Below are 23,316 nucleotides of genomic sequence, written 5' to 3'. Positions count from 1 at the left end.
TTTTCACTTATAATTTTATATGTAGTGAAGATAGAGGTGCGAATACCAATAGTACATCACGGGAAGGCGACAGCCTGATGAACGGGATTGAAAGGGGTATTCGCCGAAGCGGATAAATCGTCTGTCACGATTATCCTGCTGGGTTTCCATTGAATAAGTGGGAGCCTGTCAGGTATAAAGATACCTGGAGAGCTATCTGAACGGAGCGTCTCTTTAGCGATGGCTCCAATCGGGCCGGCTCTCATATTTTTGAGGGCCGTTTTTGCGTTCAGGGGGAAAATGGAGGGGAAAATTATGGAACGAATCGTAATGAAATTCGGAGGTACATCAGTTGCGAATCCTGAGCGAATCGCGCGCGCCGCAAAACTCGTAGTAAATGAGGTCAATCGCGGCAACGAAGTAGCTGTCATCGTCTCTGCAATGGGAAAAACAACAGATGATTTGGTTAAACTAGCTGCAGAAATCAACCCGAAAGCAAATCGTCGTGAACTCGATATGTTGCTTTCGACGGGAGAGCAAGTGACAGCATCTCTTCTAGCGATGGCTATCGCCTCGCAAGGATTGGAAGCCCGCTCATATACAGGTTGGCAAGCGGGTGTAACGACTGAAGCGGTTCATGGCAATGCCCGCATCGACCACGTGCATGCTGACAAGATCGTGTCGACGATTGAATCGGGTGCAGTTGCGGTAATCACGGGTTTTCAAGGTATTGATCATCACGGTGAGTTGACAACACTTGGTCGTGGTGGTTCCGATACTAGTGCAGTCGCAATCGCGATTGCGCTTGATGCAGCAATCTGTGATATTTACACGGACGTCGAAGGGGTATTTACGACGGACCCGAGATTAATTCCACAAGCGACGAAACTTGAGGAGATATCCTATGATGAAATGCTGGAAATCGCTAATCTTGGCGCGGGTGTACTTCATCCAAGAGCGGTGGAATTTGCAAAAAACCATCAAATGCCGCTTCGGGTCAGACCGGCTCATATCGACGGGGATGGAACGGTTATCAAGGAGGAAATCGATTTGGAAAACAATCTGATTGTACGTGGAATCGCATTTGAAAGGGAAATTGTTCGGATTACAGTTATGTATGACATACCTTATAATGGATCACTTGCGAATATTTTCACTGCACTTGCAAAGCATCATGTGAACGTCGACATCATTGTCCAGACAATCATGGAAGGTGTACAGCCATCCGTGTCATTCTCTATTAAAAAAGAGGATTTCGCGGAAGCGATCAATGTTTTGGAGACGGAAAAAGAAGTGCTCGGTTACAGTCGGGCGGATTTCGAAGTTGGACTGGCGAAAGTTTCAATAGTAGGCAGTGGAATGGTCTCGAATCCAGGAGTCGCCGCGCAAATGTTCGACACGCTGAGAAACGCATCCGTTCCCGTGAAAATGGTGAGCACATCCGAAATTAAAGTCTCCGTGGTCATTCCAGAATCCGACATGGAGAATGCAGTTGCATCACTCCATGAACAATTCGGTTTGGATGGAAAGTGAAGCAAAATAGAAAAGAAGATGCACCCACTCTTGGGGGCATCTTCTTTTCATACTTCAATTTTAGTTTTGACATCCCATTTCACTTGAAATTGTACCAAACCGTCTTTCATTTCACCGTAGCATTCAGTCAATAGTCCATTTAACTTCTGATACTGTTCAGCGATGAAACCGGCTTCAAGTCGGAAAGATCTGTTTTGATCATTTGTCCCGAAATCGTTTTTCATCGTATAAAAAGCTTCGTCTTTCAAGCTCTTTTCGAAATGAAGGGCCCCCCAGCCTGCTTCTTTAAAGAATACAGGCAGTTCATCAACGCTGAAAATGGGGAATTTCCTAGCCACTTCTTTACCGGCCCAATAAAGGATATCGTCTTCATGGTTGCCAAGAATACTCGGCAACACGTGGTCTCGTAAAATTTCATAGCCGAAACGGGTCGGCGAATCATATGTAGTATTTTCCAATCGAACATGCAACCCTTTCGCTTAAATGATGGTATTGTAGAATCATAGGGAATAAAAGTACGATATATCGGGCGTGTCGAAAAGCCCACATCGTCTTGACCTCTTCAAAACTGAGGAGTACAATGGTTATGTCATAATATTGTACCATGAAGAGGTACGTCGTCAACGGTCGCATCATGTCGAAATGATGACAGAAGGCGACTGAAGGACTCAGTTAATAAAGGAGGGTAAAAGACTTGTCGAGAGAATCAGATTTTTATTTGCGCCGTCTTCATTCACTGCTCGGGATTATTCCAGTGGGGCTTTTTGTTGCCCAGCACTTAGTGATTAACCACTTTGCAACACGCGGCCCGGAGGCATTCAACAATGCATCAAATTTCATGGGGAACTTACCATTCGTACTGTTTCTGGAATGGTTCATCATCTACATCCCACTCTTGTTCCACGGGTTCTATGGTGTGTACATAGCTTTCACGGCGAATAATAACGTTCAGCGTTACGGGACTTTCCGTAACTGGATGTTCATGCTGCAACGCATTACGGGAGTATTCCTAGTTGTGTTCATCGCATGGCATATCTACCAAACAAGAATCCAAAAAGCTTTGGGAGCTGACGTGGACTACGATATGATGGCTGACATCTTAGCGAATCCGTTCATGCTTGCATTCTACATTGCCGGCGTCGTCGCAGCTACGTTCCACTTGGCGAACGGGGTTTGGTCATTCCTGGTTAGTTGGGGAATTACACAATCACCGCGTTCACAACAAATCGTTACATATGTATCGATGGTGATATTCCTAATTCTTACTGTAATCGGTGTACAAGCGTTATTTGCTTTTGTTTGATGTTAATTAGATTGAATGAAAAATGAGATCACCTATAATTTGAGGAGTGAAACAATAATGGCAAAAAGCAGATTGATTGTCGTCGGCGGCGGACTGGCCGGCCTGATGGCAACTATCAAAGCGGCTGAAGAAGGTACGCCGGTTGACCTGTTCTCAATTGTTCCGGTTAAACGTTCCCACTCCGTATGTGCTCAAGGCGGCATCAACGGTGCAGTGAACACGAAAGGGGAAGGCGACTCGCCTGACATCCACTTCGATGACTCTGTATACGGCGGGGACTTCCTAGCAAACCAACCACCTGTACAAGCAATGACGGCTGCAGCGCCAGGAATCATCAGTTTGTTGGACCGGATGGGCGTTATGTTCAACCGGACACCAGAAGGACTTCTTGACTTCCGTCGTTTCGGGGGAACACTTCACCACCGTACAGCATTCGCAGGTGCGACAACTGGGCAACAGCTTCTTTATGCATTAGATGAGCAAGTTCGCCGTTTTGAGGTTGACGGACTCGTTCAGAAATTCGAACACTGGGAATTCCTTGGCGTCGTACTTGATGATGAAGGTGTTTGCCGTGGGATTAAAGCACAAGACATGAAAACGATGGAAATCAAAGCATTTAAAGGCGACGCTGTTATTCTGGCAACAGGCGGACCTGGAATCATTTTCGGGAAAACAACAAACTCTGTCATCAATACAGGTTCTGCTGCGTCCATCGTCTATCAGCAAGGTGCATATTACGCGAATGGAGAGTTCATTCAAATTCACCCGACTGCAATTCCAGGGGACGACAAACTGCGCCTTATGAGTGAATCTGCACGTGGTGAAGGTGGACGTGTCTGGACATATAAAGACGGGAAACCTTGGTACTTCCTAGAAGAAAAATATCCGGATTACGGTAATCTTGTACCCCGTGATATTGCAACACGTGAGATTTTTGACGTGTGTGTTAATCAAAAACTTGGTATTAACGGCGAAAACATGGTTTATCTGGATCTCTCGCATAAGGATCCTAAAGAACTTGATATTAAACTTGGCGGTATCATCGAAATCTATGAGAAATTCACAGGCGACGACCCGCGTAAATTACCAATGAAAATCTTCCCGGCAGTGCACTATTCAATGGGCGGACTGTGGGTAGATTATGATCAGCAAACAAGCATTCCTGGTCTCTTTGCAGCAGGCGAATGTGATTATTCACAACATGGTGCAAACCGTCTTGGCGCAAACTCACTACTTTCAGCAATTTATGGCGGTATGGTCGCGGGACCGAAATCCATTGAATACATGAAAGGTCTAAAACGGTCTGTGGTGGATCTTCCATCAACGATCTTCGACGAAGCTGTCAAAGAAGAGCAGCAGAAGTGGGATGACACTCTCAAAATGAACGGAACCGAAAACGCGTATGTTCTTCACAAAGAGCTTGGTGAATGGATGACGGATAACGTAACGGTGGTTCGTCATAACGACAAACTTCAAGCGACGGATGATAAAATCGTTGAGCTACTTGAACGTTATGAAAACATCAGCATCACAGATACGCAGCTATGGTCCAACCAAGGCGCGACATTTACGCGTCAGCTGAAAAACATGCTATACTTGGCTCGAGTCATCACTCTCGGTGCATTGAACCGTAACGAAAGCCGTGGAGCCCATTACAAACCGGACTTCCCGAATCGTGATGATGAGAACTTCTTGAAAACGACGATGGCGAAATTCGATGGGCAATCTGCACCGATCTTCCATTACGAGGAAGTCGATGTTTCCTTGATTCCGCCACGTACACGCGATTACTCCGCGAAGAAAGGAGATTGACGTAATTGAGCGAGAACAATACAGCCGTACAGGAACGCGAGCAGCAAACGGCACAGAAAACTGTCCGATTTGAAATTCGCCGTCAGGATACTGCTGATTCGCAACCTTATTGGGAAAGTTTTGTCTTAGATTATAGACCGAATATGAACGTTATTTCCGCGTTAATGGAAATTCGTCGTAATCCGGTCAACGCAGATGGTAAGAAAACAACTCCGGTCAACTGGGAAATGAGTTGTCTGGAAGAGGTTTGCGGGGCATGTTCAATGGTTATCAACGGACGTCCGCGCCAATCATGTACAGCAATCGTTGATCAGTTCACACAACCGATTAAACTTGAACCAATGAAGACGTTCCCTGTCGTCCGCGATTTGGTGGTTGATAGAGAATTCATGTTTGATTCTTTGAAAAAAATCAAAGCATGGGTTCCGATTGATGGAACATACGACCTCGGTGAAGGACCCCGTATGCCTGAGCGTAAACGCCAATGGGCATATGAACTTTCGAAATGTATGACATGTGGCGTATGCCTAGAAGCATGTCCGAATGTGAACGACAATACGAACTTCATGGGTCCTGCACTTCTTTCACAAGTCCGCCTGTTCAATACGCATCCTACAGGTGCAATGAACAAAGACGAACGTCTGGCGACGCTTATGACGGACGGTGGAATCGGTGAATGCGGTAACTCACAGAACTGTGTTGTGGCATGTCCGAAAGGAATTCCGCTAACTACTTCGATCGCAGCGATGAACCGCGCGACGAACGTACAAATGTTTAAAAACTTCTTCGGAAGTGACCATATGGTAGACTGATTTCAGTCTAACGCCCCGTTTTGGCATTGTGCCTGGCGGGGTTTTTTATTTTTAGAATAAGGGACTTCATAATTTTGGCAAAGTTTGATAGAATAAGTAGTGAATGACTATTCATTTTATTGAAGGAGATGTTTACTGGATGAAAGCTTCCTACATAAATGATTTATCGACATGGGCTTCGGATTTCAAGTTTTCTGTCCCGGTTTCCGTCCGTTTTTCAGAAACCGATATGTACGGCCATTTGAATAATACGATTCCGTTTATCTATTTTGAACATGCCAGGATTGAATTTATGAAAGAAATCAAGCTTATGGGTAATTGGCTTGATCCGAAGGGGGAGACTTTTCCGGTAGTTGCCGATCTGCAATGTGATTTTGTGAAGCAAGTTTTTTTTGATGAAAAGCTGGCGATTTTCGTGAAAGCGGCTGCGGTAGGCAATAGTTCTGTTGATATTCATTACATGGCGAAAAACAATGAAGGGGATATCGTATTCACAGGGCGCGGTTCAATGGTCCAGATTGGAAAGAAAACCGGAAAGGGTGTACCGTGGACCGAAGTAGAAAGGTCACTTTTTGTGAACTAAATAATCAGGTAGCCGGCACAGCCAGCCATCCTTTCACATATTTTAAAGTGAAAGCGGATAGGAGGGCGCGTCTTGATAGAAGACTCAAAAAACCGTTCTTTGTTAACAGCAAGAGAACGAGAAATTTTTAACCTGCTCGTTGAAGATCAAACGACAAAAGATATCGCGGGGCGGCTCGGAATCAGCGAAAAGACTGTTCGGAACCATATCTCGAACACGATTCAAAAGCTCGGTGTTTCCGGCAGGGCACAAGCGGTAATCGAATTGTTGCGGCTTGGTGAATTGCAATTGCGGTAAAAGTGTATGCATAATAATGATTGACTAGAACCGACTTTTACACAACCACATAAGACGTTTCAAGATGATAGCCGTTTGATCTGCATCGTGCAGTCTTCAAACGGCTATTTTTCTAACGTTTTTTTCCATCAAGTAAAAGGTATTGCCTTACGGGTACAAAAGGAGGACAATAGATAGACAGTAAACGTTTTCAGGGAGCTGGTTTATTTGACAGAAAACAACATGCCTAACAATGAATATACCGATGAAGTTGCACATATGGAGAAGGAATTACGGTACATTGCCGCCATCATCAAACAGCAAGGCCGTCGAATCCTTAGTAATTATACAATTACACCGCCTCAATTTGTTGCTTTGCAATGGCTTTTTGAACATGGGGATATGACTATCGGGGATCTGTCGAACAGAATGTTTCTGGCCTTCAGTACGACGACAGATCTTGTCGATCGAATGGAAAAGAACTCTCTTGTGAAAAGGGTCCGCAATACGCAAGATCGTCGTGTCGTCCGAATCCATCTACTAAGTGAAGGTGAACGGGTGATTGAGGAAGTGATCGATAAACGCCGACAATATTTAAATACAGTGCTGGCTGATTTCGATGAACAGCAAGTGAAGGAATTCTCCAATCTGCTGTCCAAACTGCATCAAGAAATGAAAAAGGATTGAGGGATTACAGTGGAAGCACCAATTGGAGTGATTGATTCGGGCGTTGGAGGATTGACAGTCGTAAAAGAAATACTTATTCGACTGCCGCATGAGCCTGTCGTTTATATAGGGGACGATGCACGTTGTCCATACGGTCCACGTCCTGTTGAAGAAGTTCAAAAGTATACAATGGAAATGGCTACAGCGCTCTCAGAAATGGGGATAAAAATGCTGGTGATCGCATGCAATACGGCTACAGCTGTTGCACTAGACGATATTCGGGCACAATTCCCTTTTCCGGTCATCGGTGTAATTGCACCAGGAGCGCGGGCTGCGGTTAATACGTCCGAAGAGGGGAAAATAGCGGTACTTGGGACGGTAGGTACGATTAATAGCGGCGCTTATGAAAATGCAATCCATGATTTGTCACCGGAAGCGGCCGTTTATTCGCTTGCCTGTCCTGAATTTGTTCCAATTGTCGAAAGCGGTCAGTATAAGTCGGAAAACGCAAGAGTAATTGTTGACCGTACACTTCGTGACCTTGTTGGTAAAGAGTTTGATGCAGCGATTCTAGGCTGTACACATTACCCGCTATTACAGCAGCATATTGAAAAAGCTCTGCCGGAAAATGTGCAAATCATTTCATCTGCAGTGGAAACAGTATTCGATGTCGAACGGATTCTCTTATCGAATGACATTAGAAGTGATTCAGAAAGTGGAACGGCTCCAATTTTTTATACAACAGGGGATCCGGAAAATTTCCGTACAATCGTTATGGATTGGTTATCGATTGAAAAGCCTGATGTGAGGTATATCGACTTGTGAAAAACCCGGCATATCCTATTTTAGGATAACCGGGTTTTTGCGTAGTCGAAATAGGTTATGATAAGATGAATGCGCAATCTTGATAGATGGAGGGTACAATATATGAGACATGATGGAAGAATGGCGGACATGACGAGGCCAGTAACGATAGAAACCGATTATTTGATGCACCCTGAAGGCTCTGTCCTGATAACAGTCGGAAATACGAAGGTGATTTGTACAGCATCTATAGAAGAACGGGTACCACATTTTTTACGCAACAGCGGAAAGGGCTGGGTAACGGCGGAATATTCCATGTTACCGCGCGCAACCGGACAAAGAACGCAACGTGAAGCGTCAAAAGGTAAAGTTGGCGGACGCACTATGGAAATTCAACGCTTGATCGGTCGAGCGATGCGTGCTGTCATCGACTTGGAGGCACTTGGCGAACGAACAATTTGGATTGACTGTGACGTTATACAGGCAGATGGCGGAACACGAACTGCATCGATTACAGGCGCTTTCGTCGCTATGGCAATGGCGACTTCAAAACTGCATCTCGAAAAAGGCTTGGCAAAATTTCCGATTTCTGATTACCTTGCCGCGACAAGTGTAGGGAAGACGGTTGAAGGCGAACTCATCCTTGATCTTGATTACATCGAAGACTCATCCGCCGCTGTCGATATGAACGTTGTCATGACCGGTGCAGGCGCTTTCGTTGAGCTTCAGGGGACAGGCGAAGAATCGACATTCACGCGGGAAGAGATGAACGGACTTGTGGAACTTGCTGAAGTAGGCATCAGCCAATTGATCGGGATACAAAAAGAAGCACTCGGTCTTGTTGCGCAATTAATCAAGCCGAAAGATAATGAAGAGTCATGAAAGAAGTACTGATTGCTACGAATAATGCGGGCAAGGCGAAAGATTTTGAAGCCCTTTTCAGGCCGCTAGGTGTACAGGTACTCACATTGAATGACATCGAAGGCGATATAGATGTAGAGGAGACGGGTGATACATTTGAAGCGAACGCGATTCTGAAAGCGGAAACGGTCGCACGCTTGCTTGGTAAAATCGTTATCGCCGATGATAGCGGGCTTGAAATTGATGCGCTAGGCGGCGCACCAGGGGTCTACTCGGCTCGTTATGCAGGCGAAGAGAAGAATGATGAAGCCAATATCGATAAAGTGTTACAAGAGCTAAAAACGGCTTCTGGAGGCGAACGTAATGCCCGGTTCCGCTGTGTTCTTGCAGTAGCGGGTCCTGGTTTAGTGACGGAAACATTTTCAGGTAGTTGTGAAGGCGTGATCCATACTGGACGTCAAGGCTCGAACGGTTTTGGCTATGATCCGATTTTTTTCGTGCCAACGTTAAATCGGACGATGGCGGAATTGTCTGCCGAGGAGAAAAACAAGATTTCACATAGGGGTGCGGCATTAGCCAAGTTGAAATCCAACTTACCGTACTATATGACGAATGCTGGTGATTTAGCATGAAGATTGTTGTTTTGAGTGATTCACATAGAGACAAAGAAACGGTGAAAGCCGTTTCTGCATTCTCTGCGGATGCTACTTTCCACTGTGGAGATAGTGAACTGTCATTCGATGATCCAGTTTTGCATACAATGCATAAAGTCCGTGGCAACTGTGACCACGATACAAGGTTTCCTTCGACCGTCGTTGTTGAGGTGAAGGGAAAGAAAGTATTGGCTGTCCATGGTCATGAACATGATGTAAAACAATCAATGATGGGGCTTTATTATTATGCGAAAGAATGTGGGGCTGATATAGTCCTGTTCGGTCATTCGCATCTGTACGGTGCTGAGATGCAGGATGGAATTCTGTTCTTGAATCCGGGGAGTACAATGCAGCCGCGCGGTGGGAAAGCCGCGACGTTTGCTATTGTCGAATGGGATGAAACAGTGCGCGTTACGTTCAAAAACATGGCGTTTGAAACAGTTGATTTCATAGAAATAAAAAAGTTTTAAAAAAGCGTTGACTTTTGTTCCGTTTCTATCTATACTAAAGCTTGTCCTTAAGAAATAAAACAACTGCTTAAACGCACGTCTCAGTAGCTCAGCTGGATAGAGCAACGGCCTTCTAAGCCGTCGGTCGGGGGTTCGAATCCCTCCTGGGACATATTTGGAACACAGTTCAAGCCTTGATATGACAGGGGTTTAGGCAGATTAGGGATTCGGTCAGGGCTTCGGTCACTGGTTTAGAATCCCTTTTTGTCCCTTAGCAATTACGCATAATAAGACACGAAATTATCTTCCAATTCAATTGAATGGAGGATTTTTTATTATGACGAAAAAGACAGGACTATATTGAAAGGAACATTCAATCATCGCGTTACGGGATTGTTCTTTAAAAAAGTTATCAAGCTACGAAAAACTTGCATGTCGAAGTCTAATAATCATAGTCCATAAAATTACCGTCTAGGAATGCCTATATATCAACGATCTTAAATTACCGTTTGACCGTTACCGTATATATAGTAATGAATACCATTTGGCGAAGAATTATTTTACTAAGTTTTTTATGTTTTACTGGCAAGGTTAGCAGTACACTAATAAGGTTTACTTCAGTGAAATAAGGTATATTATATTTGTTGAATAGATTCTCTTTAAAGACAAGAAAAGTAGGTGAACAAATTGGGGAAATATCAATTGGATACCAAAGGTAAGGTAGCTGTGACAAAGTATCATGAAAAACACAAGCCTGCCAAATTTGATAAAAAGGAGCAACTTGAAAAAATACGTGCGGAGTATTTGAAAAAGAAGCAAAAACAAACAGATAAATAAATGAGCAGGTAGAACATTGATATAGGGCAAGTGCGAGGTCATAGAATAGCTTATGAGCGCTCCTACGAAGTCAAAATTATAGTGCTCAGGTGAGTTCAAAAGAGCGTATAGAACAAGTTCAGGCGGTTGAGAAGCTAGAGAATACGAGTAGCAATGAGGCGAGGTAACCAAGTGTTTATCTCGTTTTTTTATTTGTATTGTCAAAACAGATAATGCCATCTGAGAACATCCTGTGAGCGTTCCTATGCTTTGATGTTGACTTGCTTTCGTTGTTTCTCCTTATGAGCGCAAACAGAGCTTATTGTGGAAATAGGGGGGCGCAGTTTCCAATATTGAGGTAGGGTATCTTCCTATATAAAAGTGACCTCATGCACCCACGCGAATTGAAGTTGCTAACGAAACGAACTGAGCTTTGCAATAGGCTTGTATAATGTTATCATTGGTTCAAAGATAGTTTCGGTCTAAAAACGTAAATCGACCGAATCCCTAGTAGAGATTAAAAACGTCTCAAACTGTTGGTATGACTGTGTTGTCTCAGTAGCTCAGCTGGATAGAGCAACGGCCTTCTAAGCCGTCGGTCGGGGGTTCGAATCCCTCCTGGGACATATTTTAGTGAAAATTAAATACGATTAGAAATGAAAAAATGACCATTAACGTTGATATAACAGCGTTTGTGGTCATTTTTTGTTTTTTTTGAGTATACATTTAATAACGATAGGAAACGAATGAACTCAACACAAATGCAACACAATTACTCATGCATAGAAGTCATTATTCTAACTGATTTCTCCTCTTTCTCTATTCGCATTTCTTTTAACACTTGCGAATAATATTTCAACGTAGTCTCTATATCTTTATGGTCCGCTCTTTCAGAAATAAACTGAATGGATACACCTTTATATAATAGAACCGAAATATGTGTATGTCGCAATCTAAAGAATAAAAATTTATTCGCACTGCCCTTGGGGTAGTGCTTTGAATTTTGTATTATCAACACGTATATCATTTGCGTCGCACCAAGCCTTGTTGTAGGATTCACCACTCGCGTTAAGCGTTACCAACGATTTGTTAGAAAACACCCACTTCAAAACCGTTGTTTTAATTCCAATTAAAATAACTGCCCAAGTGTACCGGAAATTGCATTTTTTAAATCTAAGATTTTCGAGGTTCATACTTTTCATTTGTAAATTAAGATTGTAGATTATTATTGATTTCCACCGAATATAGTCTTAGTGGTAGCCAGAACGAATTTAAAAAATTAGGGAGTGAGACAATGACAACTGAAGGCGGAAAATACATTGAAGTTGAAGCGGGTGTGAAATTGTTTATTCAAGATGTTGGCAGTGGAGACCCAATTGTTTTCATTCCAGGTTGGACGTTTACAACCGAAGTTTTTTCCGAACAAATAGCGCATTTCTCGAAAACAAGACGTGTCATTGTAATCGATCCAAGAAGTCACGGACAATCGACAATTTCCCTACACGGAAATGATTATGTCACACACGGGGCTGATTTGGCGAAAGTGTTAGAAACATTAGAAGTAAAAGATGTAACACTTGTCGGTTGGTCATTCGGCTGTCTAACAATTTGGGAGTACATTCGTCAGCACGGCGTAGCCAACATAAAATCGTTAGTTTTTGTAGATCTCTCCCCAAAGCCATTGTCAACGAATGATACAAAAGATTGGGTAGAAGGTTCACTTGACGATATCGCGGCAGCTTACACGACATTTTTACAAAACTCGGAAGGACAACATAAGTTTATCGCGGGGTATGCGAAAAACGTAATGGTTCAACGCGAGTTACGGGAAGAAGAGTTAAACTGGCTCGTCGAACAATCATTGAAGACACCATTTTATATCGCAGCAAATCTATTTTCAGCGGGGATGTTTTCGGATTATCGAGCTGAGGCAAAAATAGCGAGTGAATCGGTCCCAACATTGACAGTTGTAGCAGAACACTGGGCCGAAATTGCTACTGCATTTACTCAAAAGGCTTCTCCACAGTCCAAAGTGGTAGTGCTAGGTGGACATCTAATGTTCTGGGAACATAGTGAGAAATTCAATGAGCTTCTAGACCGATTTGAAATGATCACGCAGTAAACTAGCAAAGCCATCGGGAAAGATTCTAAGTTCTATACAAATCTGAATTGTATCAAAACCATTCACCAATAGCCGTATGCGAATAATGAATTATTTGTTGAATATTTATTCTGGCAGGTTTCTTACACTTGCACTTATTTACTTGGAATGCATAATCTATATAGATTCGAGTTTAATTTGCGATGGGGGTAAAAGAATGATCAACTTTCAATCTTTTAATGGAATCGTAACAATGATTAATGATTTTTCGATTGGGCAAAATGCTGAAAGTGCTGGTTGTTATAAATTAATTTCTGTAGATAATGGATATGGAAATGAAGTAAATTTTGTAGTGTCACCTACTACATATTTTGTAGATCATGTAATGGTTGTAGTTGGAGACCGAATAACTGGATTTTATGATGCCAACGCACCAGTACCGCTTATCTTTCCACCACAATATCGAGCACTTGTTATGGCAAAGGATAATCCATATCAAAATGTGAAAGTAGATCGTTTTAACAGCCAATTCGTGAGTAGTGATGGCAGTTTAAAATTAAATATTACTCCGAATACGCTAATTATATTGGAAAATGGGCAAGCCTTTACCGGAAATCTTGCAAACCGAAATCTAATTGTTGTCTTTGGTGCTACCACCAGAAGTATACCGGCCCAAACCACACCCTACAAAATTATTGTCATGTGCTAGTTGTTTTAAAAGTAAGTGCCAAATAACGCTAACCTATTTATGAAAAAATCATTGCTTTAACAACTCTCACACTAAAGTTTAGTGCATGGAAGATTTTATGGTATGTTTCTGTTGTTAAATTATCGAAACCGCCTTCTGCTCTGGATATAACCTCCATATAACACCGTAATTCGTAATAGTAAGTGGTTTCAGCAATGCTCGTTTTGAAAAAAATTTTCACGTTTTATACCCGTTGAATAGACGAAAAGCTGGTGTATATTGGTTTATAGGCTCTTATACACGTCCACCTGTGACATAATTTAGTGAAAATTGAATACGATTAGAAAAAATGACCACTAACGTTGATGTAACAGCGTTTGTGGTCATTTTTTAGCGATTGCAGAGACTAATGTTTTACTTTTTTACTTCGTCATCGTACAGATATTCTCCGCAAATCAACCTTATCCATTGCATTAATGACAGTGACAGGTTCATATTGTAATCCATAGTAGGGAATCCACCTCCTTATTAGTTTATTGTTTTGCATTATCTTCAATCTGCTGTGTGTATCATCAACACACTTGCCATTCTTGATAATAGCTTGACATCTATCGGCTTCTTTTTTATCGAAATCCATTTACCTAGTATACTTTGATATTTTGTCCTTTACCTTGTGAAGATTCAAAGTAACCACTCCACTTTATTATTTGGAAAAACTAACTAGTATGACTTAATGCGATATTGTAATAAATCTGTCGGAAAATGAGTATTTTTATGTTTTTTTCTGAAGATGAAAGAGGTGTATTCTCCTCGACTATCGAAGTAGAGAAGTATAAACAAAGAATGGAGTGAAAATCTATGACATTGGTATACAAGCAAATAATTGTCGCAGTAGACGGATCAAAAGAGTCGGAATGGGCTTTCAAAAAGGCAGTAGCAATTGCCGAACGAAACGATGCCACATTGAATTTAATCAACATCATCGATACACGATCGTCTACTTCTGTTGAAGCTTTTGACCGTTCTATCGCTGAACGCTCCCATAAATTCGTTGAGGAATTGCTGAACGATTACAAAGCGGAAGCAGTACAAGCAGGCGTAGAAAACGTCAATGTTATTGTCGAATATGGCTCACCAAAAACAATGATTTCAAAAGACTTTCCGAAAAAAATGAGTGCGGATCTAATTATCTGCGGTGCGACGGGTCTAAATGCAGTCGAACGGTTCCTAATCGGTAGCGTCTCTGAAAACATTGTACGCTCCGCAGAATGTGATGTACTCGTCATCCGTAGACCCAAACACTTGTAACGGGGAAAAAATAGAGAGTCCGGCGTTAATGCATTTAAAGAAAAGGGGCTGTCCAGAAAGTCAGTAAAAACTGACTTACTGTGACTGCCCCTTTAATTTTTTATTGAAAATACAACACTAGTGAAACGTTTTATGTGTTTTTTTATATACTGAATGGATACACCTTTGTACATCAGAAACGAAATATGCAATGCTTTTGCGACAATAAAAATACGAATTTGCCTTCCTCGAATCACAATAAATACATCATCCGTATGCATCTAAACAATTGAAGTATCAGTTTCTTCCAGCGCCCCCTGAATGAGTTTCTCAACAGTAGTATGACTATACCTATAAGAATATTTGGTGCAAAGACAACTATGATAAAAATAGGGTGCTCGGATGATTAAAATGACTGAGTAACCATCAAACTGTATTGTAGAGAAAGAATCTTTCAGAGAAAAATTTGACAAGTTCTTTTAATGGGAAGCAGGGTGCATTAGTGGCTGGATTCCTTTTTTATATACAATATAAAGTAAGGAGTTATATAAAATGACAAATACTAATTTCAAGAAGTTAGAGGAGATCAGACAGGCACTCAATTCAAAGTTTTTCGAGCGGGAGAATGAGGTTGAGGGGATTCTTGTCGCTCTGCTCTCTAGACAGCATATGCTCATGATTGGACCTGCCGGAACTGCGAAATCTGCCTTGTCGGTTGAGTTAGCTAAAATCGTACAAGGAACAGAGTACTTCCAGTGGTTACTAACGAGGTTCAGTACACCCGAAGAAGTGTTTGGCCCGTTGTCGTTAAGAGACCTGGAACAAGGCATATACAAGCGGAATACGACAACTAAATTACCGGAAGCGAATCTTGTTTTCCTAGATGAAATATTTAAAGCTAACTCAGCAATCTTGAATAGTTTGCTGACGCTTATAAACGAACGACTCTTCTATAATAACGGAACGCCAGTAAAGGTTCCGTTAATGTCAGTTATTGGAGCTTCGAACGAATATCCTGATGAAGGAGAAGGACTTGAAGCTCTTTTCGACAGGTTCGTACTTCGGTTTGAATTAGATTACATTGCCAATGAAACGAATTTTGTTTCAATGATGAAGGGGACCGGTCAAGATCAGGTCATGCCTTCTATGACGATGGAAGAATTAAATCAACTTCAGTTTTTTACGGACATGGTTACTATCCCCGATGAAGTGTATGAAACGCTTTCGGAAATTCGTAATGAATTGCGTGACGAAGGGATACGCCCTTCTGACAGGCGGTTTAAACAGTCACTTTCGGTACTTCAAGCGAAGGCGTTGATAAACCAAAGGCAAATTGTGAAGGTAGATGATATTGTCATCCTTGAAAATGTCCTTTGGGAAACAGTGGACCAAAAAGATGCCGTGTCTACCATTATTCGCAACCATTCACAAGATGTTGTTACTCAGGCCCTTTATTCCATACAGAATGAAGCAAATGAAGTGTTCTACTCCATACTGCAGGATCATTCGCCAGAGGCTGGAATGGAAGCGACTCAAAAAATGAAAGCCCTGGTCGCTGATTTGAAGAAGCTCAAAAGTAACAATCCAAGTCGGAAGGCTGATATCGACACATTACTTGATAAAGTGACCTCGATGGAAAATGAAATCCTGGATAGTATTTTAGAACCTTGGTATTTTGATTCTCAAAATGAAAAGAGGGGGTCCGCCAGCACCTTTTTTAATATGTGAAAGGGAGTGTTCTATGTGAAGAGTCGTAAAAGTCACAATGATAATCGTTCAGTCTTGAATACGGACGCATTCGATAAAAGACGTTTCAAAGAAATTTTTGAGATGTCATCGGGTCTTCAAAAGGTGAGAGATGATAGTGCATTGCCAATGTTCGAACCATTACTGGCTGATATTTGGGCTTCCTTATATAAGATGAAACCTGAAATAATGGCAGAGGACATAGACTGTGTTCTTAAGGTTAATAAATCACTCATGGAGAGAATCATGGCGGATGAATACTTTGTAAACTACCGAAGCTTCACTCGATTGGATGATTTGTCGGCAGCTATTGGAACGATGAAATTCGGAGAGATGACGAACCAATGGCTGGCTGACCAAAAAGAGGAAGATGAAGACTTTCAAAAACAGATGCAGGAAATTCATGCAATGCATAGACAACTTCAACAGCAGGATTGGCAAGAAGAGACAGGAATTGGTTGTCGGGTGTCAGAAGAGGATTTCACAGAAGTTATGTCTAAATTTGAAAAGAAATTGCAACAGAAGCTTCAAAACAACAGCCATAGCTTTTCACAAGCATTGGCTCAAGCCATGCAAGAAACAAGACAAGTGAAACACGGTCTGAAGTCATTGCTTGGCGGCTACAGTGCAGGGAGTGGAGATGCAGAGTTAAAAAAGGTTCCTTTACGCGACCAATTATCATTAGCTGAAAAAATGGCTACTGATAAAACGATAAAAGAAATTGCGGAGTGGGCGGGCCGGTTCAAACTGATAGCGCGTAAAAAGCAGAAAACCATACATAGGGATTCAATGGAAAGAAGGGGAGTTACGTTAGGTAACAATATTGAGAGGTTACTCCCGATGGAATTTGGTTTATACATGCATCCGATAACGAAGAACGATTTTCTTCGTCGCTTTGTCGAAGGCCAGACCATGCAATTTGAACAGAAAGGGCGTGAGGTTTTGGAGAAGGGTCCGATCGTACTTTGTCTAGATCAGTCAGGCAGTATGTACAAACTGGATACACAATCCAAAGGTTTTATATTAACTCTTATGTCCATTGCTAGAAAGCAACGTAGGGATTTTTGCTTGATATTATTCTCTACTAGTATACAAATCCATAAATATGAAAAAGGGAAAATTAAAGGGTCTGATATGGTCAGCTTGGCTCGAACTTTTTTAGGTGGAGGTACGAATTTTGCACTTCCGCTTGATCAAGCAATGGATGTAATCAACGAAAGTCGGTTTAAACAAGCCGATTTAGTTTTCGTTACGGATGGTGAAGACACTTTGAACGATTCATTTCTACTAGCATTCGACAAAAAGAAGAAAGAAAAGGATTTCAACGTTCTGTCCCTAGTGCTAGGAAGTAGCATAAATACAGTAGAACAATTTTCTGACAGGGTTATTCAAATTTATGATTTTGATGATGCAGGCAGTTTTACTGCCTTTGAAATATGAAAAAACTAGAAGCGTTCATGTTTGTCGATATCTGCCTGTCCCCAAGAAGGAAAATATCTACAATCCGGTGTGGATGCAGAATGCATGAATTCAGATAAGGGTATTAGTGAAAAAGTATATATGCAAGGCCACAAAGATAAGTGACTTGGTGCGAAGCCTGTTGTCCATGCTTGAAAAGCAAGGAGTTATACAAGGGTAATCGGCTGGACTCTATGGGGTGTATGACGTAGTTTTTCACATTCCCCATTGGAATAAAAAATCTCCTCTCAAGTCTTTTAATAGGCTTGAGAGGAGATTTCTTTGTTTAAAGTTTATGGATGGAAATCGCTTCAGAGTCCATGGAATTATCAATATCTATAGATAATCAACATTTTAAGTACGCACCTATTTTATTTTAGCATGCTTTTATAATAGTACTGTTATTGCTAGGCATTTTCACTTTAATTCTACTCTTTCTCATCGTATAACGATGTAGAGCGATCATCCAAATAACGGTATAAAGTAGACTTACTAATTCCAGTCGCTTCTTTTATGTCATATAGCGTATAAATCTTACTGTCATACATTTCAAAAGCCAGCTGTAAATTGTCATCTGATTTTCGTGGACGACCAATTGATTTGCCCTGCTGCTTAGCAGCTTGTAGTGTAAATGTAGAAGATTGGCTAAGAAATTTGGATTGTAAATTCGCAAAAAAAGTAGCGCTTTGAAGTAGTGAAGCTTTTTGTATCGTTTGATTGGTTATTTGTTCATCGACGAAGTGAATGGTGATTTGATCTCGTTCTGCTAGTCGTAAAATATCTAAAAGCTGCTGCTGGGAATCAGCTAATACTACAATATTTTGGATGAACAGCTCGTCATTTTTTTGGACAGTCATTAATAAGTGTTCAAGCTCTGTTCTTTTCCTGGCAAGTCCATGTGTCTCTATAAATAATGTATCAATAAAAAGTTCTTTTAATTGATGGGTGCATTGTTGATCCGAGACAATCGGACGGATATATCCGTATTTCATTATTTTGCTCCTAACTTCCCAAAACTATTCACTTATGGGACTGAAAATGATATGGTATTAACATTCTAACATTGGTATAAGCTTCTTTGTAAGTTTAGACATCATGAGAGGGGAACAGTATGGATACGTTAAAACAACAATGGTTTGGGAATGTGCGTGCCGATATTTTAGCAGGTATTGTTGTAGGACTGGCACTCATACCTGAAGCATTGGCTTTTGCGTTCATTGTGGGTGTAGACCCACGTGTCGCGTTATATGCTTCGTTTACAATTGCTGTCATTATTTCGTTTGTAGGTGGTCGGCCTGGTTTAATTTCAGCTGCGACAGGTGCGATGGCTTTAGTGCTCGTCAGCTTAATGGCGAATCATGGCCTACAATATGTACTTGCAGCCACAATTTTGACAGGAATTATTCAATTAATACTCGGAGGACTAGGTGTTGCGAATCTAATGCGCTTCATCCCTAACTCTGTCATGCTAGGATTTGTGAATGCACTAGGGATTATGATTTTTATTACGCAAATGCCTTATTTACTTGGGTCAAACAGTATGACCTATATATTTGCGATTGTTACATTAATTTTAGTATACGCGATTCCGCGATTTTTCACGGCTATTCCTGCACCTCTTATTGCGATTGTCGTGATGACAAGTATTGCGCTCATAAGTGGAGTGAAGTTACAGACGATAGGTAATCTTGGAACGATGCCAAATTCATTACCGGTTTTTTTTCTACCGGATATTCCACTTAACCTTGAAACGTTAAAAATTATATTACCTTATTCTTTGGCTTTATCGATTGTCGGTTTATTGGAATCATTACTTACATCCCAAGTGTTGGATGATATGACGGATACGTCGAGTAATAAAAATAAAGAAGCACGTGGACAAGGGATCGCTAACTTTATCACCGGTTTTTTCGGTGGGATGGCAGGTTGTGCTTTGATTGGTCAATCAATCATCAATATTAAATCAGGTGGACGAGGAAGCTTATCGACATTGACCGCGGGTGTGTTTTTAATGTTTTTAATTATCGTATTAGGGGATGTTGTTATCAAAATTCCGATGCCCGTTCTTGTCGGGGTGATGATTATGGTTAGTTTTACTACATTTAATTGGGGTTCGTTTAAGTTTCTGAAACAAGCTCCTAAATCGGAATCACTTGTTATGCTCATTACAGTTGCGATTATTTTATATACACATAATTTAGCGATTGGTGTTGTCAGTGGTGTTATAGTAAGTGCGCTATTCTTTGTTGCGAAAATTTCTCGTGTGACAGTAACAGATGATTTGGATGGATATAAGGTAAAAGGTCCTTTGTTTTTTGCTTCAACTACAAAATTTATTCAGTCATTCGATAACGTTTCAGAAAATGAAATCGTCATTAACTTTGAAAATAGTCAGCTGTGGGATGAATCTGCAGTAGGTGCAATAGTTAAAGTGATACAGAAGCTTGAGCAAAAAGGTATAAAGGTACAGATTCAAGGGTTAAATTCTTCAAGTGAACAATTGTATAGACGATTATCATAAGAGCACAGACAGCATGCCCTAAATTTTGGTCCCATTTGTCTCTATAATCAGTGCATCGTATTCATGACGACGCGCTACGGGGAAAAGAAAAAACCATCCCATAATACTGGTTGGAAATATTCACCTCACAGCGCGTAACATGTTTTTCCACATAATCAGGGCTTGCCTGTTGTTGCATCTTGTCATACTTGTCCGGCTGAATTATTCACCCATTTGATGACATTGAGTTGCCCTTGTGCACTAGCAAGAAGCTTCGTGCTACTTAATAACATTTAGATAGTACATCTACTACAGTGAGTGAAAACTCCTTCCTTCCTTCCTTCCTTCCTCCTATCACGCATACTTATTGATGCGTCAACACATCTTCTATTAAAAAGGCCATATACAAATTTGTTTTTGTGAAAGGGTTGGTGACGTCCATATCTAATAGCAGTTCTACTTTTTTGATTTTATATAGGACAGTGTTGCGATGAATAAATAGACGTTCACTAATTTTATTCGCACTGCCGTTTTCTTCAAGGAAAATACGTAAAAATGACACGTAATCGGTGTTGTGCAAATCATCATATCGATAAAGTTGTCCAAGTATATCCTGACTAAAGGATTCAATTAATGTCCGATTTTGTACACCCATAATAATTTTATAGGCTCCAATTTCTTTATATTTGTATAAGAAGCGGTTGTTGTGCAGCTGTGCTAATTGAATGACAGTGAGTGATTCCTTGTAGCTTTTATGGATTTTTTCGTAGTCTTCATAAAAACTACCTTTGCCGATGATGACATTTAAGCTGCCGTTTTTCTGGGTGATTTTGTCGTAGATGTCTTCAACTGTTTTTGAGAAAGGGCTATTGGAGGTAGTGATTTGTGTTCGGTTGATAAGAAAGATGAGGTGATTTTTATGCTTGAGTCTTAAAAAGCGTTTATATCTATTTTGGAAAGCGAATTGAATGAGGACCTCGTAACGATCAATGCTGCTACGTGCATCTGTCGTTGTACAAGTGATGATGGCCAATTCTGCGCCTTGTGGAAATCCAAGTTGCGTTAATTTGTGCCTTGTGGAATCGACGTGCTGTTTGTAGTGAAACAGTAAGTTGTATAGTACTTGGTCTCCAGTGGATTGTTCTTGCTCGTGAGTGGCGATAAATTGAAATGTCGTTTTTAAAAGATCGGCTACACGGCGGTCCCAAGGCATTTGAAAAATGGGCAATTCATGCTCATTGGCAAACGAAATGACCGATTCAGGAATGTCAGGAATGTAAGGTCCCGTATTCACGATAAAACCAGCTATTTTTTTAGTGTACGCCCGTTTAACGAGTTGTTCTAAGGATGTATTTTGGTGTGGAAAATTAATGCCTGTCGTCACAACTAATTCATTTGGTCGGCAAAACATGATTAAATCAATGCTTTCTACTACGTTAATACCTGAAACTCTTCGATACATACCGCTTTGTCCAGCTACTAATGTCAGCATCGGGAATAGAGCCCCCTCTACGATTTTGCCAATCGTTCCCATAACAGCCCTCCTAATTATACATGAAACGTACCATAAATATTGTGCACTTGCACATATTTTTTTAGTTTTATATCCATATCTTCCAAATATTTTCTGTTTTATAATTTTCATAAACAACCACTTTTTAATAACTATGAAAGAGAGGACTTGCATATGTATAAATGTAATAGTAGTCGATTACAGGGGTTGATTGAACAATTCAGTCAATTTGGCGCAACTTCCAATGGGGGCGTAACCCGTTTGTCCCTTTCAAAGGAGGATATATTAGCGAGAGACTATTTTTGTGAAATATGCAAAGAGTTAGGCATGGATATTCAAGTAGATGATATGGCAAATATCTATGCGATTCTACCAGGAAAAAAAGATTGCCCACCAATCGTAATGGGTTCACATTTAGATTCGGTTGAAAAAGGTGGCAGGTTTGATGGTGTCTTAGGTATTTTAACAGCAATAGAGGCGATACGTACGATAAAGGAAAACGATATTGAGCTCGAGATTCCATTAATGCTTGTGAATTTTACGAATGAAGAAGGTGCGCGCTTCGATCCGGCAATGATGAGTTCTGGTGTTATTGCTTCGAAATTCAGTAAAGAAAAAATGCTACAGTCTTTCGATAAAAATGGCATTACATTTCAAGAAGCATTACAGGCGAGTGGCTATGAGGGGGAGCAAGGAAATCGTTTAACAGAAGCGCTTGCTTATATTGAGCTTCATATTGAACAAGGACCGGTATTAGCCGCAAAGCAACGTGAAATTGGTGTGGTCGAAGGCGTTTTAGGCATGGTGTGCTATGAAATTACCGTGACAGGTGAATCAAATCACGCTGGCACAACGCCGATGTCGATGCGTAAAGATCCGATGATTGTGGCATCTCGTATAATTTCGTCTTTGCATGAGCAGCTGGGCAAAATCGACGAAGAGCTTGTGTTCACATTTGGGCGTATGCACGTGGCACCTAATATTCATACAGTCATTCCAAATGAAGTAGTGTTTACCATAGATTCGCGACATCAAAATCCAGCGGTGATGCGCAAAGTGGAGAAGCTATTGACAGGCCTAGCTTCAGAGGAAAACGGCTGTCACATTCGCCCGGTCAAGCTATGGGAGCGGGAGACGGTATTTTTTGATGCAGCTATTTGCAATGAAGTGGAAAAATCATGTCATGACCTTGGATATTCCTTCCATCGGATGTTCAGCGGGGCGGGGCACGATGCGCAGTATATCGCGAGCTACATCCCGTCGGCAATGATTTTTGTTCCAAGTATCAAGGGGAAAAGTCATTGCGAGGAGGAAGAAACGACATTTGAAGACTGTGCAAAGGGGGCAGACGTGTTACTGGAAACCGTGTTGACACTACAAACGAAGTTCAGCATGGTCGAAAAAAACACACTAAACTCATGAAGAGCCAGCATATTAACAACTATTTACAAATTTCACATTCATTAATCGAAGGGT

At 41.3% G+C, this 23,316-nt stretch carries 23 protein-coding genes, 2 tRNA genes and 1 riboswitch; of the genes, 21 read left to right on the top strand and 4 right to left on the bottom strand.

Annotated elements, in window-relative coordinates; translation table 11 throughout:
* Window positions 1-23: 23 nt before the first annotated feature.
* Window positions 24-203: riboswitch (Lysine riboswitch) on the top strand.
* A 91-nt stretch (window positions 204-294) separates the two neighbouring features.
* Window positions 295-1,512, top strand: a complete 1,218-nt coding sequence (locus tag HDC33_RS09225) for an aspartate kinase (RefSeq protein WP_179392152.1) — start codon at window positions 295-297, stop codon at window positions 1,510-1,512.
* A gap of 47 nt (window positions 1,513-1,559) precedes the next feature.
* Here HDC33_RS09225 and HDC33_RS09220 read toward each other — a convergent pair whose 3' ends face one another.
* On the bottom strand, window positions 1,560-1,970 hold the full coding sequence (locus tag HDC33_RS09220) for a YslB family protein (protein ID WP_179392151.1): 411 nt from the start codon (window positions 1,968-1,970) through the stop codon (window positions 1,560-1,562).
* A gap of 236 nt (window positions 1,971-2,206) precedes the next feature.
* On the opposite strand from HDC33_RS09220, the gene HDC33_RS09215 reads away from it, so the two are divergent.
* The 13 genes from HDC33_RS09215 (at window position 2,207) to HDC33_RS09155 (ending at window position 11,173) form a co-directional block, all read left to right on the top strand.
* Window positions 2,207-2,815, top strand: a complete 609-nt coding sequence (locus HDC33_RS09215; protein WP_179392150.1) for a succinate dehydrogenase cytochrome b558 subunit — start codon at window positions 2,207-2,209, stop codon at window positions 2,813-2,815.
* A 57-nt stretch (window positions 2,816-2,872) separates the two neighbouring features.
* Window positions 2,873-4,627, top strand: coding sequence for a succinate dehydrogenase flavoprotein subunit (gene sdhA, locus HDC33_RS09210; RefSeq protein ID WP_179392149.1), 1,755 nt, complete (start codon window positions 2,873-2,875; stop codon window positions 4,625-4,627).
* Between the two features lie 5 nt (window positions 4,628-4,632).
* The gene (gene sdhB / locus HDC33_RS09205) at window positions 4,633-5,439 is read left to right on the top strand and encodes a succinate dehydrogenase iron-sulfur subunit (protein ID WP_179392148.1); all 807 of its coding nucleotides are present in this window, start codon (window positions 4,633-4,635) and stop codon (window positions 5,437-5,439) included.
* A gap of 139 nt (window positions 5,440-5,578) precedes the next feature.
* Window positions 5,579-6,022: an acyl-CoA thioesterase gene (locus HDC33_RS09200; protein WP_179392147.1), complete on the top strand. Its 444-nt coding sequence runs from the start codon at window positions 5,579-5,581 to the stop codon at window positions 6,020-6,022.
* 72 nt (window positions 6,023-6,094) lie between these two features.
* Window positions 6,095-6,319 (top strand): helix-turn-helix domain-containing protein, encoded by a 225-nt coding sequence (locus HDC33_RS09195; RefSeq protein ID WP_067207867.1) that lies wholly within the window; start codon window positions 6,095-6,097, stop codon window positions 6,317-6,319.
* 222 nt (window positions 6,320-6,541) lie between these two features.
* A complete protein-coding gene (locus HDC33_RS09190) occupies window positions 6,542-6,985 on the top strand; it encodes a MarR family winged helix-turn-helix transcriptional regulator (protein WP_179392702.1) in 444 nt (147 codons plus the stop codon).
* Between the two features lie 9 nt (window positions 6,986-6,994).
* Window positions 6,995-7,789, top strand: coding sequence for a glutamate racemase (racE, locus tag HDC33_RS09185; RefSeq protein WP_179392146.1), 795 nt, complete (start codon window positions 6,995-6,997; stop codon window positions 7,787-7,789).
* Between the two features lie 102 nt (window positions 7,790-7,891).
* Window positions 7,892-8,650, top strand: a complete 759-nt coding sequence (gene rph, locus HDC33_RS09180; RefSeq protein ID WP_179392145.1) for a ribonuclease PH — start codon at window positions 7,892-7,894, stop codon at window positions 8,648-8,650.
* Window positions 8,647-9,261, top strand: a complete 615-nt coding sequence (locus HDC33_RS09175) for an XTP/dITP diphosphatase (RefSeq protein ID WP_179392144.1) — start codon at window positions 8,647-8,649, stop codon at window positions 9,259-9,261. Before rph ends, HDC33_RS09175 begins: the two co-directional genes overlap by 4 nt.
* The gene (locus tag HDC33_RS09170; protein ID WP_179392143.1) at window positions 9,258-9,752 is read left to right on the top strand and encodes a YfcE family phosphodiesterase; all 495 of its coding nucleotides are present in this window, start codon (window positions 9,258-9,260) and stop codon (window positions 9,750-9,752) included. The genes HDC33_RS09175 and HDC33_RS09170 overlap by 4 nt, the downstream gene beginning before the upstream one ends.
* Window positions 9,753-9,829: 77 nt before the next feature.
* Window positions 9,830-9,903, top strand: a tRNA-Arg gene (locus HDC33_RS09165).
* 515 nt (window positions 9,904-10,418) lie between these two features.
* Window positions 10,419-10,568 carry a hypothetical protein gene (locus HDC33_RS09160; RefSeq protein WP_179392142.1) on the top strand — a complete coding sequence of 50 codons (150 nt, stop codon included), beginning with the start codon at window positions 10,419-10,421 and terminating at the stop codon, window positions 10,566-10,568.
* 531 nt (window positions 10,569-11,099) lie between these two features.
* Window positions 11,100-11,173: transfer RNA gene (locus tag HDC33_RS09155), tRNA-Arg, on the top strand.
* A 146-nt stretch (window positions 11,174-11,319) separates the two neighbouring features.
* Here the strand turns inward: HDC33_RS09155 and HDC33_RS09150 are convergent.
* Window positions 11,320-11,574, bottom strand: coding sequence for a tyrosine-type recombinase/integrase (locus HDC33_RS09150; protein ID WP_179392701.1), 255 nt, complete (start codon window positions 11,572-11,574; stop codon window positions 11,320-11,322).
* A gap of 267 nt (window positions 11,575-11,841) precedes the next feature.
* Between HDC33_RS09150 and HDC33_RS09145 the strand changes: the two genes are divergently transcribed.
* The 5 genes from HDC33_RS09145 (at window position 11,842) to HDC33_RS09125 (ending at window position 17,809) form a co-directional block, all read left to right on the top strand.
* Complete coding sequence (locus HDC33_RS09145; protein ID WP_179392141.1) at window positions 11,842-12,669, top strand: alpha/beta fold hydrolase; 828 nt, start codon at window positions 11,842-11,844, stop codon at window positions 12,667-12,669.
* 196 nt (window positions 12,670-12,865) lie between these two features.
* A complete protein-coding gene (locus HDC33_RS09140) occupies window positions 12,866-13,357 on the top strand; it encodes a hypothetical protein (protein WP_179392140.1) in 492 nt (163 codons plus the stop codon).
* Between the two features lie 837 nt (window positions 13,358-14,194).
* Window positions 14,195-14,644, top strand: coding sequence for a universal stress protein (locus HDC33_RS09135; protein WP_179392139.1), 450 nt, complete (start codon window positions 14,195-14,197; stop codon window positions 14,642-14,644).
* Between the two features lie 531 nt (window positions 14,645-15,175).
* Window positions 15,176-16,351: an AAA family ATPase gene (locus HDC33_RS09130; RefSeq protein ID WP_179392138.1), complete on the top strand. Its 1,176-nt coding sequence runs from the start codon at window positions 15,176-15,178 to the stop codon at window positions 16,349-16,351.
* Window positions 16,352-16,366: 15 nt separating this feature from the next.
* Entirely contained in the window at window positions 16,367-17,809 is a 1,443-nt protein-coding gene (locus HDC33_RS09125) for a vWA domain-containing protein (RefSeq protein WP_370457429.1), read from the top strand.
* A 446-nt stretch (window positions 17,810-18,255) separates the two neighbouring features.
* Here HDC33_RS09125 and HDC33_RS09120 read toward each other — a convergent pair whose 3' ends face one another.
* Window positions 18,256-18,819 carry a recombinase family protein gene (locus HDC33_RS09120; protein ID WP_179392137.1) on the bottom strand — a complete coding sequence of 188 codons (564 nt, stop codon included), beginning with the start codon at window positions 18,817-18,819 and terminating at the stop codon, window positions 18,256-18,258.
* 119 nt (window positions 18,820-18,938) lie between these two features.
* Between HDC33_RS09120 and HDC33_RS09115 the strand changes: the two genes are divergently transcribed.
* Window positions 18,939-20,348, top strand: coding sequence for a SulP family inorganic anion transporter (locus tag HDC33_RS09115; protein WP_179392136.1), 1,410 nt, complete (start codon window positions 18,939-18,941; stop codon window positions 20,346-20,348).
* Window positions 20,349-20,691: 343 nt separating this feature from the next.
* Here the strand turns inward: HDC33_RS09115 and HDC33_RS09110 are convergent, their stop codons facing one another.
* Window positions 20,692-21,861, bottom strand: coding sequence for a PucR family transcriptional regulator (locus tag HDC33_RS09110; protein ID WP_179392135.1), 1,170 nt, complete (start codon window positions 21,859-21,861; stop codon window positions 20,692-20,694).
* A gap of 153 nt (window positions 21,862-22,014) precedes the next feature.
* Between HDC33_RS09110 and HDC33_RS09105 the strand changes: the two genes are divergently transcribed.
* The gene (locus HDC33_RS09105) at window positions 22,015-23,262 is read left to right on the top strand and encodes a Zn-dependent hydrolase (protein WP_179392134.1); all 1,248 of its coding nucleotides are present in this window, start codon (window positions 22,015-22,017) and stop codon (window positions 23,260-23,262) included.
* The last annotated feature ends 54 nt before the right edge of the window (window positions 23,263-23,316 follow it).

The organism is Sporosarcina sp. JAI121 (assembly GCF_013408665.1).
In the GTDB taxonomy this organism is placed as follows: domain Bacteria; phylum Bacillota; class Bacilli; order Bacillales_A; family Planococcaceae; genus Sporosarcina.
Note: the sequence above shows the minus strand (reverse complement) of the source record. Positions and strands in the feature narration are given on the sequence as shown.

Coding starts and splice junctions, on each gene's coding strand:
- HDC33_RS09225 (WP_179392152.1), top strand. CDS start 295: ATGGAACGAATCGTAATGAAATTCGGAGGTACATCAGTTGCGAATCCT.
- sdhA (WP_179392149.1), top strand. CDS start 2,873: ATGGCAAAAAGCAGATTGATTGTCGTCGGCGGCGGACTGGCCGGCCTG.
- HDC33_RS09200 (WP_179392147.1), top strand. CDS start 5,579: ATGAAAGCTTCCTACATAAATGATTTATCGACATGGGCTTCGGATTTC.
- HDC33_RS09190 (WP_179392702.1), top strand. CDS start 6,542: ATGCCTAACAATGAATATACCGATGAAGTTGCACATATGGAGAAGGAA.
- rph (WP_179392145.1), top strand. CDS start 7,892: ATGAGACATGATGGAAGAATGGCGGACATGACGAGGCCAGTAACGATA.
- HDC33_RS09175 (WP_179392144.1), top strand. CDS start 8,647: ATGAAAGAAGTACTGATTGCTACGAATAATGCGGGCAAGGCGAAAGAT.
- HDC33_RS09170 (WP_179392143.1), top strand. CDS start 9,258: ATGAAGATTGTTGTTTTGAGTGATTCACATAGAGACAAAGAAACGGTG.
- HDC33_RS09150 (WP_179392701.1), bottom strand. CDS start 11,574: ATGATATACGTGTTGATAATACAAAATTCAAAGCACTACCCCAAGGGC.
- HDC33_RS09145 (WP_179392141.1), top strand. CDS start 11,842: ATGACAACTGAAGGCGGAAAATACATTGAAGTTGAAGCGGGTGTGAAA.
- HDC33_RS09140 (WP_179392140.1), top strand. CDS start 12,866: ATGATCAACTTTCAATCTTTTAATGGAATCGTAACAATGATTAATGAT.
- HDC33_RS09135 (WP_179392139.1), top strand. CDS start 14,195: ATGACATTGGTATACAAGCAAATAATTGTCGCAGTAGACGGATCAAAA.
- HDC33_RS09130 (WP_179392138.1), top strand. CDS start 15,176: ATGACAAATACTAATTTCAAGAAGTTAGAGGAGATCAGACAGGCACTC.
- HDC33_RS09120 (WP_179392137.1), bottom strand. CDS start 18,819: ATGAAATACGGATATATCCGTCCGATTGTCTCGGATCAACAATGCACC.
- HDC33_RS09115 (WP_179392136.1), top strand. CDS start 18,939: ATGGATACGTTAAAACAACAATGGTTTGGGAATGTGCGTGCCGATATT.
- HDC33_RS09110 (WP_179392135.1), bottom strand. CDS start 21,861: ATGGGAACGATTGGCAAAATCGTAGAGGGGGCTCTATTCCCGATGCTG.
- HDC33_RS09105 (WP_179392134.1), top strand. CDS start 22,015: ATGTATAAATGTAATAGTAGTCGATTACAGGGGTTGATTGAACAATTC.